Origin of the sequence: Microbacterium sulfonylureivorans, from assembly GCF_003999995.1 — a bacterium.
Lineage (GTDB): Bacteria > Actinomycetota > Actinomycetes > Actinomycetales > Microbacteriaceae > Microbacterium > Microbacterium sulfonylureivorans.
The window spans coordinates 261,974-276,897 of the sequence record NZ_RJAD01000003.1 but is presented as its reverse complement, the minus strand read 5'-3'; the positions used below and the strand labels follow the sequence as shown (position 1 = coordinate 276,897).

At 70.5% G+C, this 14,924-nt stretch carries 15 protein-coding genes and 1 tRNA gene; 9 read left to right on the top strand and 7 right to left on the bottom strand.

What is annotated here, in order from left to right; all coding sequences use genetic code 11:
• The first annotated feature begins 30 nt into the window (after positions 1-30).
• Positions 31-1,161, top strand: a complete 1,131-nt coding sequence (locus EER34_RS14805) for a tyrosine-type recombinase/integrase (RefSeq protein WP_127476086.1) — start codon at positions 31-33, stop codon at positions 1,159-1,161.
• Between the two features lie 198 nt (positions 1,162-1,359).
• Here EER34_RS14805 and EER34_RS14800 read toward each other — a convergent pair.
• Positions 1,360-1,431: transfer RNA gene (locus EER34_RS14800), tRNA-Arg, on the bottom strand.
• A gap of 65 nt (positions 1,432-1,496) precedes the next feature.
• Between EER34_RS14800 and EER34_RS14795 the strand changes: the two genes are divergently transcribed.
• Positions 1,497-2,306 carry an endo alpha-1,4 polygalactosaminidase gene (locus EER34_RS14795; protein ID WP_127476084.1) on the top strand — a complete coding sequence of 270 codons (810 nt, stop codon included), beginning with the start codon at positions 1,497-1,499 and terminating at the stop codon, positions 2,304-2,306.
• A 62-nt stretch (positions 2,307-2,368) separates the two neighbouring features.
• On the opposite strand, the gene EER34_RS14790 is transcribed toward EER34_RS14795, so the two are convergent.
• Positions 2,369-2,650 (bottom strand): Fe-S cluster assembly protein HesB, encoded by a 282-nt coding sequence (locus EER34_RS14790; RefSeq protein WP_127476082.1) that lies wholly within the window; start codon positions 2,648-2,650, stop codon positions 2,369-2,371.
• A gap of 144 nt (positions 2,651-2,794) precedes the next feature.
• On the bottom strand, positions 2,795-3,133 hold the full coding sequence (locus EER34_RS14785; RefSeq protein WP_127476080.1) for a hypothetical protein: 339 nt from the start codon (positions 3,131-3,133) through the stop codon (positions 2,795-2,797).
• Positions 3,134-3,401: 268 nt separating this feature from the next.
• On the opposite strand from EER34_RS14785, the gene EER34_RS14780 reads away from it, so the two are divergent.
• From EER34_RS14780 to EER34_RS14770, 3 genes are read left to right on the top strand one after another with little or no spacing between them, the layout of a single operon-like run.
• Complete coding sequence (locus EER34_RS14780) at positions 3,402-4,553, top strand: NAD(P) transhydrogenase subunit alpha (protein ID WP_240642403.1); 1,152 nt, start codon at positions 3,402-3,404, stop codon at positions 4,551-4,553.
• Positions 4,553-4,852 carry an NAD(P) transhydrogenase subunit alpha part 2 gene (locus EER34_RS14775; protein ID WP_127476078.1) on the top strand — a complete coding sequence of 100 codons (300 nt, stop codon included), beginning with the start codon at positions 4,553-4,555 and terminating at the stop codon, positions 4,850-4,852. Before EER34_RS14780 ends, EER34_RS14775 begins: the two co-directional genes overlap by 1 nt.
• Entirely contained in the window at positions 4,849-6,228 is a 1,380-nt protein-coding gene (locus tag EER34_RS14770) for an NAD(P)(+) transhydrogenase (Re/Si-specific) subunit beta (RefSeq protein ID WP_127476076.1), read from the top strand. Before EER34_RS14775 ends, EER34_RS14770 begins: the two co-directional genes overlap by 4 nt.
• Before the next feature lie 21 nt (positions 6,229-6,249).
• Here the strand turns inward: EER34_RS14770 and EER34_RS14765 are convergent, their stop codons facing one another.
• Positions 6,250-6,606, bottom strand: coding sequence for a histone-like nucleoid-structuring protein Lsr2 (locus EER34_RS14765; protein WP_127476074.1), 357 nt, complete (start codon positions 6,604-6,606; stop codon positions 6,250-6,252).
• Between the two features lie 199 nt (positions 6,607-6,805).
• The gene (locus EER34_RS14760) at positions 6,806-7,681 is read right to left on the bottom strand and encodes a helix-turn-helix transcriptional regulator (protein ID WP_240642402.1); all 876 of its coding nucleotides are present in this window, start codon (positions 7,679-7,681) and stop codon (positions 6,806-6,808) included.
• 138 nt (positions 7,682-7,819) lie between these two features.
• Here EER34_RS14760 and EER34_RS14755 point away from each other — a divergent pair, with 138 nt between their 5' ends.
• Both EER34_RS14755 and EER34_RS14750 read left to right on the top strand, forming a co-directional pair.
• Positions 7,820-8,173, top strand: a complete 354-nt coding sequence (locus EER34_RS14755) for a DUF485 domain-containing protein (protein WP_127476072.1) — start codon at positions 7,820-7,822, stop codon at positions 8,171-8,173.
• A complete protein-coding gene (locus EER34_RS14750) occupies positions 8,170-9,789 on the top strand; it encodes a solute symporter family protein (protein WP_127476070.1) in 1,620 nt (539 codons plus the stop codon). The genes EER34_RS14755 and EER34_RS14750 overlap by 4 nt, the downstream gene beginning before the upstream one ends.
• 62 nt (positions 9,790-9,851) lie before the next feature.
• On the opposite strand, the gene EER34_RS14745 is transcribed toward EER34_RS14750, so the two are convergent.
• Positions 9,852-10,373, bottom strand: a complete 522-nt coding sequence (locus tag EER34_RS14745; RefSeq protein ID WP_127476068.1) for a methylated-DNA--[protein]-cysteine S-methyltransferase — start codon at positions 10,371-10,373, stop codon at positions 9,852-9,854.
• Positions 10,374-10,569: 196 nt separating this feature from the next.
• On the opposite strand from EER34_RS14745, the gene EER34_RS14740 reads away from it, so the two are divergent.
• Both EER34_RS14740 and EER34_RS14735 read left to right on the top strand, forming a co-directional pair.
• A complete protein-coding gene (locus EER34_RS14740; protein ID WP_127476066.1) occupies positions 10,570-14,271 on the top strand; it encodes an AAA family ATPase in 3,702 nt (1,233 codons plus the stop codon).
• Positions 14,258-14,461 carry a hypothetical protein gene (locus EER34_RS14735; protein WP_127476064.1) on the top strand — a complete coding sequence of 68 codons (204 nt, stop codon included), beginning with the start codon at positions 14,258-14,260 and terminating at the stop codon, positions 14,459-14,461. Before EER34_RS14740 ends, EER34_RS14735 begins: the two co-directional genes overlap by 14 nt.
• Before the next feature lie 10 nt (positions 14,462-14,471).
• Here EER34_RS14735 and mscL read toward each other — a convergent pair whose 3' ends face one another.
• Complete coding sequence (gene mscL / locus EER34_RS14730; protein WP_127476062.1) at positions 14,472-14,894, bottom strand: large conductance mechanosensitive channel protein MscL; 423 nt, start codon at positions 14,892-14,894, stop codon at positions 14,472-14,474.
• Positions 14,895-14,924: the final 30 nt, after the last annotated feature.

Below are 14,924 nucleotides of genomic sequence, written 5' to 3'. Positions count from 1 at the left end.
CCAAGTAGGCCGGAAACCAGTGAGGTCGAGATGGGCACGATCACTCCATACGAGTCGGCGAAAGGCCGCCGCTACCGGGTGCGCTACCGCAAGCCGGATCGCACCGAGACCGAGAAGCGCGGCTTCACGACGATGCGTGATGCGAAGCTGTTCCTCTCCACCGTCACGGTGTCCAAGGCGCAGGGCGACTACATCGATCCGGCGCTGTCGAAGGCCCCGGTCTCCGCGTTCGCCGAGGCCTTCCTCCGGTCTAGGCGCCCGCCGATGCTCAAGCCCTCGTCGTACGCCGCGCTCGAGCACTCGTGGCGCAAGCACGTGGAGCCGGTATGGGCCCATCGCGAGATCGCGTCCATCCGCCGGTCGGAGGTGCAGGAGTGGGTAGCCGATCTGGCGTCCCGCCGATCGCGCAGCGTCGTCCTTCGCGCGCTCGGGATCCTGGCGGGCATCCTCGACGTCGCGATCGACGATCGACGGCTGGCCAACAATCCGGCCCGCCGCGTACGCAACCTTCCGCGCCACGGTCCGGGCAAGCGCCGCGTCTACCTCTCGCATGAGCAGGTAAGCACGCTGGCCGCGTGCTCACCGCATCCGACCCTCGTGCTGGTCCTCGCGTACACGGGTCTTCGGTGGGGAGAGGCGACGGCGCTGCGAGTGCGCGCGGTCAACCGGCAGCGACGCCGGCTCAACATCGAGGAGAACGCCGTCATGATCCAGTACGAGATCATCGTCGGCACCCCGAAGACGCACGAGAAGCGCTCGGTTCCCTATCCCGCGGGGCTCGATCCGCTCATCGCCGCGGCCTGCGCCGGCAAAGGACCCGAGGGGCTGCTGTTCGGTGACGGGGAGCACCACATGCGCAACTCCGGGGCGGTGGGCTGGTTTGCCAACTCGGTGCGCCGTGCACAGGTCGTGGACCCGTCTATCCCGCGTCTCACCCCGCACGACCTCCGGCACACAGCGGCGTCACTCGCTATCAGCTCCGGCGCGAACGTGAAGGCGGTGCAGCGGATGCTCGGCCACGCGTCGGCCGCCATGACGCTGGACACCTACGCGGACCTGTTCGAGGACGATCTCGACGCGGTGGCGTCCAGTCTCAATGCCGCGATGACGGCCGCGCCGGAGCCGGTCGGCGCGCCCGGGAGCGCCAACGGCTTGATGTGAGCCTCGATTGAGCAGATTGCTCAGTGAAGCGAGCATCCGCCAATTCTCAAGAATGTAGCTTTTTGGCGTCCGCGGGCGCCGAAGGAAGGCCGATGAAGGGCGCTTCTCGAAAGAGAAAACGGGCAAAAAGCGGGCAAGAATCGGAAAATCTGTGGTCAGACCACAGATAAACCCCTGATCAGGCCCAACTTAACAAAGTGCCCCTGGAGGGACTCGAACCCCCAACCGTTTCCTTAGGACGGAACTGCTCTTCCATTGAGCTACAGAGGCTGGCCCCCCGAGTCTACCGGTCGTCCTCGGCCCGTCCGTCGGCCGACCGGGGTAGCGTCGCACCCGTGACGCCACAGCGGGCCGCGGCATCCCTCATCGCCGTTCTCGTCGCGGCGTCGACCTTGGTGGCGTGCAGCGCCGCGTCTCAGATCGTCCTGCCGCCCGCCGGAGCGGGGCCGGACTATCAGCTCGGCGGGTCGTACCCGCCGCCGCCCGGAGTCGAGATCGTGGCGCGCGACCGAACGCAGCCCCCGGCTCCCGACGTCTACTCGATCTGCTACGTCAACGGCTTCCAGACCCAGCCGGGCGAGCTCGGCCTGTGGCCCGACGACACCCTGCTCCATGACTTCGCCGGCGAACCCGTGTTCGATCCGTTCTGGCCCGACGAGGCGCTGCTCGACACGTCGACGCCGGAGAGCCGTGCCGCGATCGTCGAGGTGGTCGAGCCGTGGATCCGCGGCTGCGCCGACGCCGGCTTCGATGCCGTCGAGTTCGACAACCTCGACACGTATGCCCGCACCGACGGGGCGCTCGGAATCGAGGACAACCTGGCCCTCGCCGAGGCCTTCGTCGACGTGGCGCACGAGAACGGCCTCGCGGCGGCCCAGAAGAACGCCGCCGAGCACTCCGCCGCGCTGCACGAAGACGCCGGGTTCGACTTCGCCGTCGCGGAGGAGTGCGCGGCGTACGACGAGTGCGAGCTCTACACCGAGGTCTACGGCGTGAACGTCATCGCGATCGAGTACGCCGACCATCCCGACCTCGACTTCGACGCCGTCTGCCGGGAGAGCGACACTCCGCCGTCGATCGTGCTGCGCGACCGGCAGCTCGCGCTCCCCGGCGACGCCGACTACGTCTTCGCACTCTGCCCCTGACCCGCCCTCCGAACGGGCGACGGCCCCGATGCCGGAGCACCGGGGCCGTCGTGGACCGAAGGTCAGGCCTGCGTGCCGAGCGCGAAGCGCACGGAGCCGTCCTGAGCGAGTTCCGCGTCGAGCACGCGGTCGTCGAGGGCGCTCGCGGCGCCTTCGTCGAGGAACACGCGCGCGCCGTCGGTGACGACGACAGTGTCGAGCGGCAGCGGATCGGGCGCGACGCTGAGTTCGAACCCGGTGTCGCTTCCCGTGTCGCGGATGCGCACGCCTCCGTCTTCGGCCTGCGGAACCCGCGCGACGATCTGCTTGACGGCCTCTGCGGCGGTCTGGGTCATCGTGAGCATGATGTTCTTCCTTCCGTAGCGGACTGCGGACGGGCCACGATTCCGAGAATCCGAGCGCATCTCAAGGCGAGAGAGGCATTCGGAGGGGATTCCCACGAACGGGCAGAGCGGATGCCGCAGCATCCGCGTACGCCCCCACAGGGCTCAGTAGTCGCTGGCGCCGAAGAACCGCGCGATGTCGTCGTCGGTGAACGGCGTATCGCCGGAGGGACTCCGCACGGCCTCCGCCTTGCGCCGCAGCATCCCCGACAGCTCCTCATCGACGAGCTCTCGGGGGCTCCCGCCGTGATGGACCGAGTTGACCTCGACCCGCCAGCCGATCAGGATCTGCACACGGCGGATCACGCCGGAGGTGGCGACGAAGGGGATGTCGACGACCTCGGTGCGTCGCTCCTCGGCGAGTGCGCCGCTGTAGTCCATGACCGCGTCGGCGATCTCGTCGCCCGTCGAATAGGTTCCTGCGCGATTCGTCAGTGTCTTCATGAGCGTGTCGGTTCTGCATGATGGTTCTCCGCGCTGCGGAGACTGATATCGACGCGCCCCCCTGAACCCTGCGCGAGATTCGAACGATACGCCGCCGCCCGCCGATCGGCTGCAGGGGTTGACAAAGCGGCGCCGGCCGCGGAGGCACCGCACCGGTTTCGGGCCGGCGTCCACAACGATTGCGTCTCCACCTCGCCGGGGCGGGGCATCCCCTCGTTACGATTCCCACAGTGCCGCGACGCCGTCGTCGCGGAGGAGTGAGGGATCCGTGCCGGTCACCGTCCGCGTGCGCGCCGAACGCGCGCCAGGAGAGAAGCGCGTCGCCGCTTCGCCCGAGAGCGTCAGGAAGCTCGTCGCCGCCGGCGCGAGCGTCGAGATCGAGGCGGGGGCGGGTGAGGCTTCGCTGATCCCGGATGCCGCGTACCGCGACGCCGGCGCGAGCATCGTCGAGCGCGGCACGGCCGTGGGCGGCGGCATCCTGTTCCATGTCCGACCGCTGTCTGCCCCCGGGTTCGACGCGCTCCCCGCGGGAACCATCACGATCGGGATGCTCGACCCGTTCCAGAACGCGGCGGGAGTGGTGGCGGCCCAGAGCCGCGGGGTGACGGCGTTCGCACTCGACCTCCTGCCGCGCATCTCGCGGGCGCAGTCGATGGACGTCCTGTCGTCGCAGTCGCTGCTCTCGGGCTATCGCCTCGTGACCCTCGCCGCCGACGCCTTCGGGCGCATGTTCGGCATGACGATGACCGCCGCGGGCACGCTCGCTCCGGCACGCGTGCTGGTGCTCGGCGCGGGTGTCGCGGGGCTGTCGGCCATCGCCACGGCCAAGCGGCTCGGCGCGGTGGTGTCGGCGAACGACGTGCGCGCGGCGTCCGCCGACGAGGTGCGGTCGGTCGGCGGCACGTTCATCGACCTCGATCTCGGCACCGCCGATGCGGCCGGCGGCTACGCGAAGGAGCTCGCCGAAGACCGGGCGCGGCGGCAGCAGGAGCTGCTCGCCCCGCACATCGCGGCCGCCGACATCGTCATCACGACCGCGGCCGTGCCGGGCCGCGCCGCCCCGCGGCTCGTCACGGCCGCCATGGTCGCCGGCATGAAGCCGGGCTCGGTGCTCGTCGACCTGGCCGCCGAGTCGGGCGGGAACATCGAGGGCTCGGTCGCGGGGGAGCAGCTCCGGGTCGAGGTCGCGGGCGGCGCCGTCACCCTCATCGGCGCGCGCGACCTCCCATCCGATCTCGCCCCAGACGCCTCCAAGCTCTACGCCATGAACTGCGCGAACTTCGCCGCGCTGCTGCTGAAGGAAGGGGAGACCGTGCTCGACTTCGACGACGAGCTCGTGGCGGGAAGCGCCATCACCCACGATGGCCGGCTCGTGAACGAACGCGTGGCCTCCGCGCTCGGGCAGGAGGTGAGCGCCTGATGGACGGCTTCGCCCTGCTCACGATCACGATCCTCGCCGTGTTCCTCGGCTTCGAGGTCGTCTCGAAGGTCTCGAGCACGCTGCACACCCCGCTCATGAGCGAGGCGAACGCGATCCACGGCATCATCCTGCTCGGCGCCATCATGGTCGCCGGTCAGGCCGAGGACCCGCTCGCCCTGACGCTGTCGATCGTCGCCGTGCTGCTCGCCACGATCAACGTCGTCGGCGGCTTCGTCGTCACCGACCGGATGCTCGTGATGTTCTCCGCCAAGCCCCGCCGCGCGGAGGTGGCCTCGTGAAGCTGCTCCCTCCCGAGGTCGTCACCGTCTGCTACATCGTCGCCGCGGTGCTGTTCATCCTCGCCCTCAAAGGGCTCGGCAATCCCCGTACGGCTCGGCGCGCGAACCTGCTCGGCGCCGCCGGAGCGGCGATCGCCGTGCTGGCCTACTGCCTCAGCGTCGACCTCGACAACATCGTGTGGATCATCGCCGCCGTCGTGGTGGGCGCGGTCATCGCCGTGCCCGCCGCGCGTCGCGTGCAGATGACGCAGATGCCGCAGCTCATCGCCGCGTTCAACGGCGTCGGCGGCGGCGCGGCCGCCCTCGTCGCCCTCGTCGAGGTGGGGCACAGCGACAGCCCGTGGACCCTCGGCGTCGTCGCGTTCACGGTCCTCATCGGCGGCGTCTCGCTCACCGGCTCGTTCGTCACCTTCGGCAAGCTCCAAGGCATCCTCACCTCGAAGGCGGTCACGTTCCCCGGCCTCCGCGCGCTCATGGTGCTGCTCGTGGTGGCGGCGATCGCCGCGGGCGTCGCGCTCGTTCTCACCGGCGACGCGGTCTACGCGTTCGCGCTCGTCGGGATCGGCCTCGTGCTGGGCGTGCTGCTCGTGCTCCCGATCGGCGGGGCCGACGTGCCCATCGTGATCTCGCTGCTCAACGCCTTCACCGGACTCGCGGTCGCGGCATCCGGTCTCGTCCTCGCCAACGTCCTGCTGCTCATCGCGGGCACGCTCGTCGGCGCGAGCGGCACGATCCTGACGATGGCCATGGCGAAGGCCATGGGCCGCACCGTCACCGGCATCGTCTTCGGCGCGTTCCGGGCACATGTGGCCGGCGTCACCGGGGGAGGGGCGAGCGATCGCCCCGTCCGCACGATGGACGCCGACGACGTCGCCATCCTCCTCGACTACGCGCAGCGCGTCGTGATCGTGCCCGGCTACGGGCTCGCGGTCGCCGGGGCGCACCACGCTGCGGCCGAGCTCGCCGAGGTGCTGCGCGATCGCGGCGTCGACGTCGTGTTCGGCATCCATCCGGTCGCCGGTCGCATGCCCGGGCACATGAACGTGCTGCTCGCCGAGGCCAATGTGCCGTACGACGCGCTCATCGAGATGGACGAGGTCAACCCGCGGTTCAAGACGACCGACCTGGTGCTCGTCGTCGGCGCCAACGACGTCGTCAACCCGGCCGCGAAGACCTCGCCCGGGTCGCCGATCTACGGGATGCCGATCCTCACGGTCGCCGACGCGCAGCAGGTCGTCTTCCTCAAGCGCTCCCTGAACCCCGGGTTCGCGGGCATCGAGAACGAGCTGTTCTTCGACCCGAAGGTGTCGATCGTGCTCGGCGACGCCAAGCACACGCTCACGAAGGTGCTCGGGGCCGTCAAGACGACCGCGTGACCGCCGGCGGGGCGGCGTGCGTCAGTGCGCCGCCTCGTAGGCCTCGAGAACGGATGCCGGAACCCGGCCCCGCTCCGACACCTGGTGGCCGTTCGCCTTCGCCCACTCGCGCACCGCGCTGAAGTCCTGCTGACCGGAGCGACGGCGCTTGCGGGCGGCCGCCGAGCCGCCGCCACCCGATCGCGACGACGACGAGACGCTGCGCCCGGCCGCGACGAACGGGGCGAGGGCGTCGCGGAGCGCCGCGGCGTTGACGTCGGTGAGGTCGATCTCGTAGGCGACTCCGTCGAGCGAGAACAGGACCGTCTCGCCTTCGCCGACTTCGAGGATGGTGCCGTCGAGGTCGTCGACGAGCTGATGCACGATTCTGCGGGCCATGCGCACGACGATACGCCGAATTGCACCGAATTCGGCATTCCGGGGCAGCGACAATTCAATTCCCGGCGCGCGTCGCATCGAGAATTCCGCGTTCGCCGCTCCCTTTTCGAGCGAATGCGCATTCGCGCGCCTCAGGGAATTGTCGGCAGGGCGCGGACGTCTCCCGATGATCCGCCGTGCGCGCCGGAACGGCGTCGACTCAGGGGAGGAGGCCGGCGCGACGCGCCCTCGCCACCGCCGCGTGGCGGGTCGAGGCATCCAATTTCGCCATCGCGGATTGCAGGTACGACTTGACGGTGCCTTCGCGCAGGGAGAGCGTCTTCGCGATCTCGGCATTCGTCGAACCCAGCGCGGCGCACGCGAGAACGTCGATCTCGCGAGGGGAGAGCCGCACGTCGAGATCGAGCGGCGGTTCCTTCTCGGCGTGCGACAACGCCGCGAGCCGCTGCTCCAGCCGCGCCAGCCGGTCGCGGAGCGCGGGGTCTTCGACCACTGCCGCGATGCTGCGCAGTTCGGCGTACGTCTCGCGCAGCTCCTCGCGCGCCGCGGGCGCGAGAGCGGATGCCTCGGCCGGCGTGGGCGCGAGAGCCAGTCGCCGACGCACCTCTTCGCGGATGCGCAGCTCGCTCGACAGCTCGTCGGCCACCGCGAACGCGGGTCGGGCGACCACGTCGCCGACGGGAGCCGCGGCCCACGAGCCGCAGTAGATGACGCCGCGGGCGCGACTGCCGACGAGCACCGGCACCGCGAACAGCGTCGAGATGCCCTCGCCGAGCACAGCGCGGTCGTAGTCGTGCGTGATGCTCCGCGCCGAGCGGTAGTCCAGGGCGAGGCGGGGGCGCTTCTCGACGAGCGCGCGGCCGCCGAGGCCCCGGGATGCCTGCACCACGAGTCCTTCGAGGCTGCGGGTGCGCGCGCCGACGATGGAGGTGACGTGGATCGCATCGCCCTGCTCGAGGCCGCCGAAGGCGACCGGGAAGCGCGTGCGGCGGGCGAGGTCGGACACCGCGCGTGCCAGAACCTGCGCTTCGCTCTCGCTGCCGGGCAGCTGGTCGCTGCCGGATTGGCCGCCCACGCACTACCTACTTCCGGGGGTGACGGCGTCGTCGCCGCGTTTCGTAGCGTCGACCATACCACCAGGGTCGATCGCGAGTCCTCGGCCCGGAACCCCCCCGGCGCGATGACGCGCCTGTTCATGAGGCAAGGAGGCCACATGTCCGATCCTCGGATCGACACCGCCCCACCCGGCGGAATCGACTACATCGAAGTCGAGGAGTCGCCCCGGTTCACCGAGCTCAAGCGCCGCCAGCGCGGGTTCGTGTTCCCGATGGCGATCGCGTTCCTCGTCTGGTACTTCGCATACGTCCTGCTCTCGTCGTTCGCGCCGGAGCTCATGGCGCAGCGCGTGTGGGGTGACGTCACCCTCGGGCTGCTCTTCGGGCTCGGCCAGTTCGTCACGACGTTCGCGATCACGATGACCTACGTCTGGTACGCCAACCGCACCCTCGATCCCATCGCCGAAGAGATCCGCGACGAGCTCGAGGCGCGAGAGGAGACCGCGTCATGAACGACTTCTTCGGAGCAGTCCAGGCGGCCGTCGAGACGGTCGAGAACAACCCCATCCTGAACATCTCGATCTTCGGGGCGTTCGTCGCGGTGACGCTGTTCATCGTCATCCGCGCGAGCCGCAACAACAAGACCGCCGCCGACTACTACGCCGCCGGCCGGTCGTTCACCGGTCCGCAGAACGGGTTCGCCATCTCCGGCGACTACCTGTCGGCCGCCTCGTTCCTCGGCATCTGCGGGGCGATCGCGATCAACGGCTACGACGGCTTCCTGTACTCGATCGGATTCCTCGTCGCCTGGCTCGTCGCGCTGCTGCTCGTCGCCGAGCTCATGCGCAACACCGGCAAGTTCACGATGGCCGACGTGCTGTCGTTCCGCCTCAAGCAGGGCCCGGTGCGGATGGCGGCCGCGATCACGACCCTCGCGGTGTGCTTCTTCTACCTGCTCGCGCAGATGGCGGGCGCCGGGGGCCTCGTGTCGCTGCTGCTCGGCATCAAGGAGACGCTCGGCCAGTCGATCGTCGTCGCCGTGGTGGGCGTGCTCATGATCGTCTACGTGCTCATCGGCGGCATGAAGGGCACGACCTGGGTTCAGATCGTCAAGGCGTTCCTCCTCATCGGCGGCGCGCTGGTCATGACGGTCTGGGTGCTCGCCCTCAACGGGTTCAACTTCAACACCCTGCTCGAGAGCGCGGTGGCGGCATCGACGACCGACCCGCAGGACGCGATCCTCGGGCCGGGGCTGCAGTACGGCGCCAACCCGTGGGACTTCATCTCGCTGGCGATCGCGCTCGTGCTCGGCACAGCGGGCCTTCCTCACGTGCTGATGCGCTTCTACACGGTGCCGACGGCGAAGGAGGCGCGACGTTCGGTGGTGTGGGCGATCTGGCTGATCGGCATCTTCTACCTCCTCACCCTCGTGCTGGGCTACGGCGCCGCCGCGCTGGTGGGGCCGGAGGAGATCAAGGCCGCGCCCGGCGGCGTGAACTCCGCTGCGCCGCTCCTGGCGCTGCATCTCGGCGGGCCCATCCTGCTCGGGTTCATCTCCGCGGTCGCGTTCGCGACGATCCTCGCGGTCGTCGCCGGACTGACGATCACCGCGGCGGCCTCGTTCGCCCACGACATCTACGCGAACGTCGTGAAGAAGGGGAACGTCCCGCCGGACGGCGAGGTCAAGGTCGCCCGTCGTACGGTGGTGGTGATCGGCCTCGTGGCGATCGTCGGAGGCATCGGCGTGCAGGGACAGAACGTCGCATTCCTCGTCGCGCTCGCGTTCGCGGTGGCGGCATCGGCGAACCTCCCGACCATCCTCTACTCGCTGTTCTGGCGCAGGTTCACCACGCGCGGCGCGGTGTGGAGCATGTACGGCGGGCTCGCGGCGGCCGTGATCCTCATCTTCCTGTCGCCGGTGTTCTGGGGCACGGAGACGAGCGTGTTCAAGGTCGGCACGGCGATCTGGCCGCTCAACAATCCGGGGATCGTCTCGATCCCGCTGGGCTTCTTCCTCGGCTGGCTGGGCTCGGTGACTTCGACGAAGGCGGAGGACCGGCGCAAGGCCGCAGAGATGGAGGTGCGCTCGCTCACCGGCTTCGGTGCCGAGAAGGCGACCCATCACTAGCGGCGATGAGGATGCGCGACCCGGGCGGATGGACCGCCCGGGTCGCGCTGCGCGCGGGCGGCCTACACGCCCACGGGCCGTTCGAGGTCGATGAGGTACTGCTTGATGTCGGGGCGGCCGCCGTACTCGCCCAGCGAGCCGTCGGCGCGCACGACGCGGTGCACCGGCACGACGATCGAGAACGGAGTGGTCGCGCACGCCGTTCCCACGGCGCGCGCTGCGCGCGGGCTGCCGGCCGCGATCGCCACTTCGCCGTAGCCCGCCGTCTCGCCGTAGGGGATGTCGCACACCGCCTCGAGCGCGGCGCGGGTGAAGCCGCGCACGAGCCGCCAGTCCAGGGCGAGGTCGAACCCGCGGCGGTCGCCGTCGAAGTACTCGTCGAGCTGACGGGCGGCGTCGGCCGCGGCATCCGAATCGTCAGGCACCGGCATGATGCGCAGGGCGATCGCCACCCGCTCGAGCTCGGCCCCGAGTGGGCCCTCGAACGGATGCAGCGTCACGATGCCGTCGTCGGTCGTGACGATCAGGATGTCGCCCACGGGCGACGGATGGACGCGGAAGCGGGGCGGGTCCTGAACGGTCATGGGACCATCCTGGCGCGACGGCTCGCGACGAGTCGCCGAGGCCGTCCGGCTGTGCATGGTGGGGGAGGCGACCGGGGTGGGGAGGAAGCGCTGATCACTCGGCGTGTCCAATACCGCGAAACTCGGCCTCGCTGCAAGAGGCATCCGGACACGGGCGCTTAGTGTGGCTCGTGTGTGGCGAGCAGAAGGCAGCGTCGTGGCCGGCGCAGAAGACGCCGTGCCCGGGAGCGTCGTGACGCCGGGCGATCTCGGCCTCGCCGAGCCCGACGTCGTGGTGGCGCACATCGCCGACCCCGAGCGCGAACGGCTGCGGCTGCAGTCGGCCGACCTCGGCGGCCGCTCCACCCTGCTGCATTTCACCGACGCATCCGATGCGTCGATCGAGATCACGAAGGCGCATCCGGGCAGCCTCCCGCAGTTCATCACCGGGCGGTCGACACTGCTGTCGAATCTCTTCCGCGACGAGGTCGCTCTGCGCAACGCCCGTCTCGCCGCCGAGCGCATCACCGCGAAGAACCTCGAGCTGCGCACCACGCGCGGGCTCGAGCCCGTGCACCTCGCCGTCGGACTGGCCACCTGGCGGATCGGCGGCATGGACTGCTCGGCGCCCGTCCTGCTGCGCCCCCTCGCGATCCGCCGCCACCACGCGGACTTCGAGCTCAAGCTCCACGGCTCGTTCGTGGTCAACCCCGAACTGGTCCGGGCGATGCGCACGCACTTCAGCATCGAGCTCGACGGTGCGGGCCTGGCGGCGCTCGCACACGAGGGCGGGGTGTTCAAGCCGCAGCCGGTGATCGACCACCTGCGCGCCCTGACGTCGTGGATCGAGTCGTACACGGTCAAGCCGCGCCTCCTGGTGTCGAGCTTCGCCGATGTCGGGGGTGCGATGGCGCGCGACGCCGCCGACCTCGACCACCCGGTGCTCAACGCGCTCGCCGGTCATCCCGCCGACCGCGAGACCCTCACCGCGGGTCGCGAGGTCATCGAGCCCGCGAGTCCCGACGAGCGCCCGCCCGCGGCCGACATGCTCCTGCTCGACGCCGACTCCGAGCAGGAGCGCGTGCTCGCGCGCATCACCGCCGGGCAGTCGCTCGCCGTCCACACGCTTCCGGGCACCGGCGGCACCCAGACGATCATCAACGCGGTCGGCGCCCTCGTCCGCGACGGCAAGCGGGTGCTCGTGGTGAGCGCGCGCAGCTCGACGATCGACGGCATCCGGCACCGGCTCGCGGGCATCGGCCTGCCCGGGCTCGCCGTGTCGCCTCGCCGTCTGCAGCGCGACCTGATCCGCGCGATCGGCCGCAACGAGAAGGCCGAGCAGCCGAAGATCGCCGACATCGACGACGCGCTCGTCCGCCTGCGCGGAGTGCTCCGCGACTACCGGGGAGCCGTGACGGCGCAGCATCCGTCGCTCGGCGTCTCGGTGCTCGACATCCTCCGCTCGCTCGCCACGCTGTCGGCGCGGCAGCCCGCGCCCTCGACCGCCGCCCGATTCGACGGGGCCACCCTGGAGCGCCTCGCCGGCGGTCGCGCCGACGCGGCGGCGAAGCTGTCGGCCGCCGCGCGACTGGGCGAATTCCGCTTCGGACCCGACGACTCGCCCTGGTACGGCGTGTCGTTCTCCACCACCGAGCAGGCCCGTGCCGCGCACGCCCTCGCCGGCAAGCTGCACCGCAGCGACATCCCGAGCCTGCTCGAGCGCGGGTACGAGCTCATCGCCCAGACCCGGATGCGGCCGTTCCACACGATCGCCGAGCTCGGCGCGTACCTGCGCCTGCTGCAGGGGATCCGCGACTCGCTGGACCGGTTCAGCCTCACGGTGTTCGAGCGTCCGCTCGGAGAGCTCATCCAGGCGCACGCGCCCCGCCGCGACGCGCCGAACATGAGCGGGCCGAATCGGCGCCGTCTCCGCAGGCTGTCGCGCGAGTACGTCCGTCCCGGCGTGCACGTTCCCGACATGTACGAGGCGCTCGTGCGCATCCAGCAGCAGCGCACCGAGTGGCAGCGCTGCGTCGACGCCGGTGTCACGCCCGAGGTGCCGCTCGGACTGAGCGACGTCCATGTGGCGTGGGCACGGGTGGATGCCGAGCTCGGCGAGGTCGACGCGATCCTCGGACGCACCGGTCCCGACCGCCTCGCGACGCTCCCGGTGAAGCAGCTCGTGCGGACGCTCGCGGGGCTGGCGGCCGACTCCGACGTGTTCGACAACCTCAAGGAGCGCGCGACGCTGCGCACCGAGCTCGCCGGTCTCGGCCTCGAGCCGCTGCTCGCGGAGCTCTCCGTCCGCCACGTGCCCGAGGCGGAGGTCGCGGACGAGCTGGAGTACGCGTGGTGGCAGTCGGCGCTCGAGCTCCTGCTGCGAACCGACCGCGCCGTCCTGGGCGCCAACACCGCTGTGGTCGACCGCCTGGAACGCGACTTCCGGCTCGTCGACGAGGCGCATGCCGCGGCATCCGGACCCCTGCTCGCCGCCCAGCTCGCGACCCAGTGGCGCATCGGCATCGTCGACCACCCCGCCGAGGCGGGCGCACTCAAGCTCGCGCTGAAGAACGGCGCGGTGACGCCGACCGACCTCGCCGTCGTCGCCCCGGCCCTGACGCGCACCGTGGCGCCGGTGTGGCTTTCGTCGCCCTACGACGTGCCCGACATCCCGGCGTCGCCCGAGTTCGACGTCGTGATCCTCGCGGATGCCGCGGCCCTCTGCCTCGCCGAGGCCGCGCCCGCGCTGCGGCGCGGCCGCCAGATCGTCGTCTTCGGCGATCCCGTGACACAGAAGCCGACGCCGTTCCGCGTGGCCGCGGGCGTGCCGGGCGACGACGACGAGCCGGCCGAGCCCTTCGACCCGACGAGCGTGTTCGAGCGGCTCGCCGAGCTTCTTCCGGTCGAGACCCTCACGCGCAGCTACCGCGCAGGCGGCGAGGACCTCGCCGAGCTCGTCAACGACGCGTTCTACGGCGGCGAGCTCGTCTCGCTGCCGTGGGCGGGGTCGTACCTCGGCCGCGGCAGCCTCGGTGTCGACTACGTCGAAGGCGGCACAGGTGCGCCCGATCCGGTGACCGGCGCGGTCGAGAGCCCCGATGCCGAGGTCGCGCGCGTCGTGACGCTCGTCGTCGAGCACGCCGTCAACCGCGGCACCGAGTCGCTCATGGTCGTGACGGCCAGCACCCGGCATGCGGAACGCATCCGCGCGGCGGTGGAGGCGGCCTTCGCCGGCAGATCGGATGTCGCGGACTTCGTGTCGCGCGACACCGCCGAGCCCTTCGCCGTGCTGACGCTCGAGGAGTCCGTCGCCGAGAGCCGCGACCGCGTGATCTTCTCGCTCGGATTCGGCCTGACCAAGCACGGCCGGGTGCTGAGCGACTTCGGCGACCTCTCGACCCCCGACGGCGAGCGGCTGCTCACGGTGGGGATGACCCGCGCCCGCCGGTCGATGGTGATCGTGTCGTCCATCCGGCCGTCCGCGTTCGACGACGGACGGCTCGAGCACGGGGCGGCGACGCTCATGGCCATCCTCGGCGGGATCGCCGCGAAGGCGCGCGAAGCCCGCCTCGAAGACCTCGCCGATCCGCTCACCCTGGCGCTCGCGCGCGAGCTGCGTCGTCTCGGCCTGTCGGTCGACGTGCACTACCGCGGGCTGCTCCCGCTCGTCGCTCAGTACGACGGCAAGGCGGTCGTGGTCGAGAGCGACCCCGAGACGATCGGCGAGTCGCTGCGGGAGTCGCTCCGCCTGCGCCCCCAGATCCTCCGCAGGCTCGGGTGGCACTACGTGCGCGTGCACTCGTTCGACCTGTACAGCGACCCCGCGGGCGTCGCCCAGCGCATCGCCGCGATGCTCGGCGTCCCACCCGAGGCCCCGCGCGTCGAGACCGACACGCAGCCGATCGATGTCGTCGAGTAGGCGTCAGCGGATCGAGCGGGTCCCCGGGTCGCGGCGCGCGAAGCTCACCCCCGCGCCCGGAACCACCGCCGAGCCGGTCCCGGCCGACGAGCGGACGGCGGATGCCGAGCCCGCAGAGGGCGCGGCATCCGGAAAGTCGGCGGGGCCCAACGACGAACAGCTCCGCCGCGACGTCCCGCCGCACTACTGAGGCGAGCTCGTCAGACCTTGGTGGCCGGCGGCTGCGCGGCGAGCAGGTCGCGGATCTGCACGAGCAGCTCCTGCTCAGTGGGGAGCTTCGGCTCTTCGTCGGCCTCCGTGAGGCCGGCCTTCGCCGCGGCGCGCTCCTTGAGCTTGTTCATCGGGAAGACGAAGACGAAGTAGACCACGATCGCGACGGCGAGAAACGCGATGATCGCGTTGATGAGGTCGTTGATCGGGAAGTTGACCGGGCCCCACAGGCCCTGCACGGTGATCCCGAGCTCGCCGTTCTCATCGGGCTTCCAGAAGAGAGCGATGAAGGGCGTGATGATGCTGTCCACGATCGCCGTGACGACCGCCGTGAACGCCGCGCCGATGACCACCGCGACAGCCAGATCGATGACGTTCCCGCGGAGGATGAATTCCTTGAAGCCCTTGATCACGTGATGCTCCTCACTTGTCTCCGGCTTCCG

Excerpts from the sequence above, each read along its gene's own strand:
- EER34_RS14805 (WP_127476086.1), top strand. The coding sequence starts at position 31 with ATGGGCACGATCACTCCATACGAGTCGGCGAAAGGCCGCCGCTACCGG.
- EER34_RS14790 (WP_127476082.1), bottom strand. The coding sequence starts at position 2,650 with ATGCTCACGATGACCCAGACCGCCGCAGAGGCCGTCAAGCAGATCGTC.
- EER34_RS14785 (WP_127476080.1), bottom strand. The coding sequence starts at position 3,133 with ATGAAGACACTGACGAATCGCGCAGGAACCTATTCGACGGGCGACGAG.
- EER34_RS14775 (WP_127476078.1), top strand. The coding sequence starts at position 4,553 with ATGGACGGCTTCGCCCTGCTCACGATCACGATCCTCGCCGTGTTCCTC.
- EER34_RS14765 (WP_127476074.1), bottom strand. The coding sequence starts at position 6,606 with ATGGCCCGCAGAATCGTGCATCAGCTCGTCGACGACCTCGACGGCACC.
- EER34_RS14755 (WP_127476072.1), top strand. The coding sequence starts at position 7,820 with ATGTCCGATCCTCGGATCGACACCGCCCCACCCGGCGGAATCGACTAC.
- EER34_RS14750 (WP_127476070.1), top strand. The coding sequence starts at position 8,170 with ATGAACGACTTCTTCGGAGCAGTCCAGGCGGCCGTCGAGACGGTCGAG.
- EER34_RS14745 (WP_127476068.1), bottom strand. The coding sequence starts at position 10,373 with ATGACCGTTCAGGACCCGCCCCGCTTCCGCGTCCATCCGTCGCCCGTG.
- EER34_RS14735 (WP_127476064.1), top strand. The coding sequence starts at position 14,258 with ATGTCGTCGAGTAGGCGTCAGCGGATCGAGCGGGTCCCCGGGTCGCGG.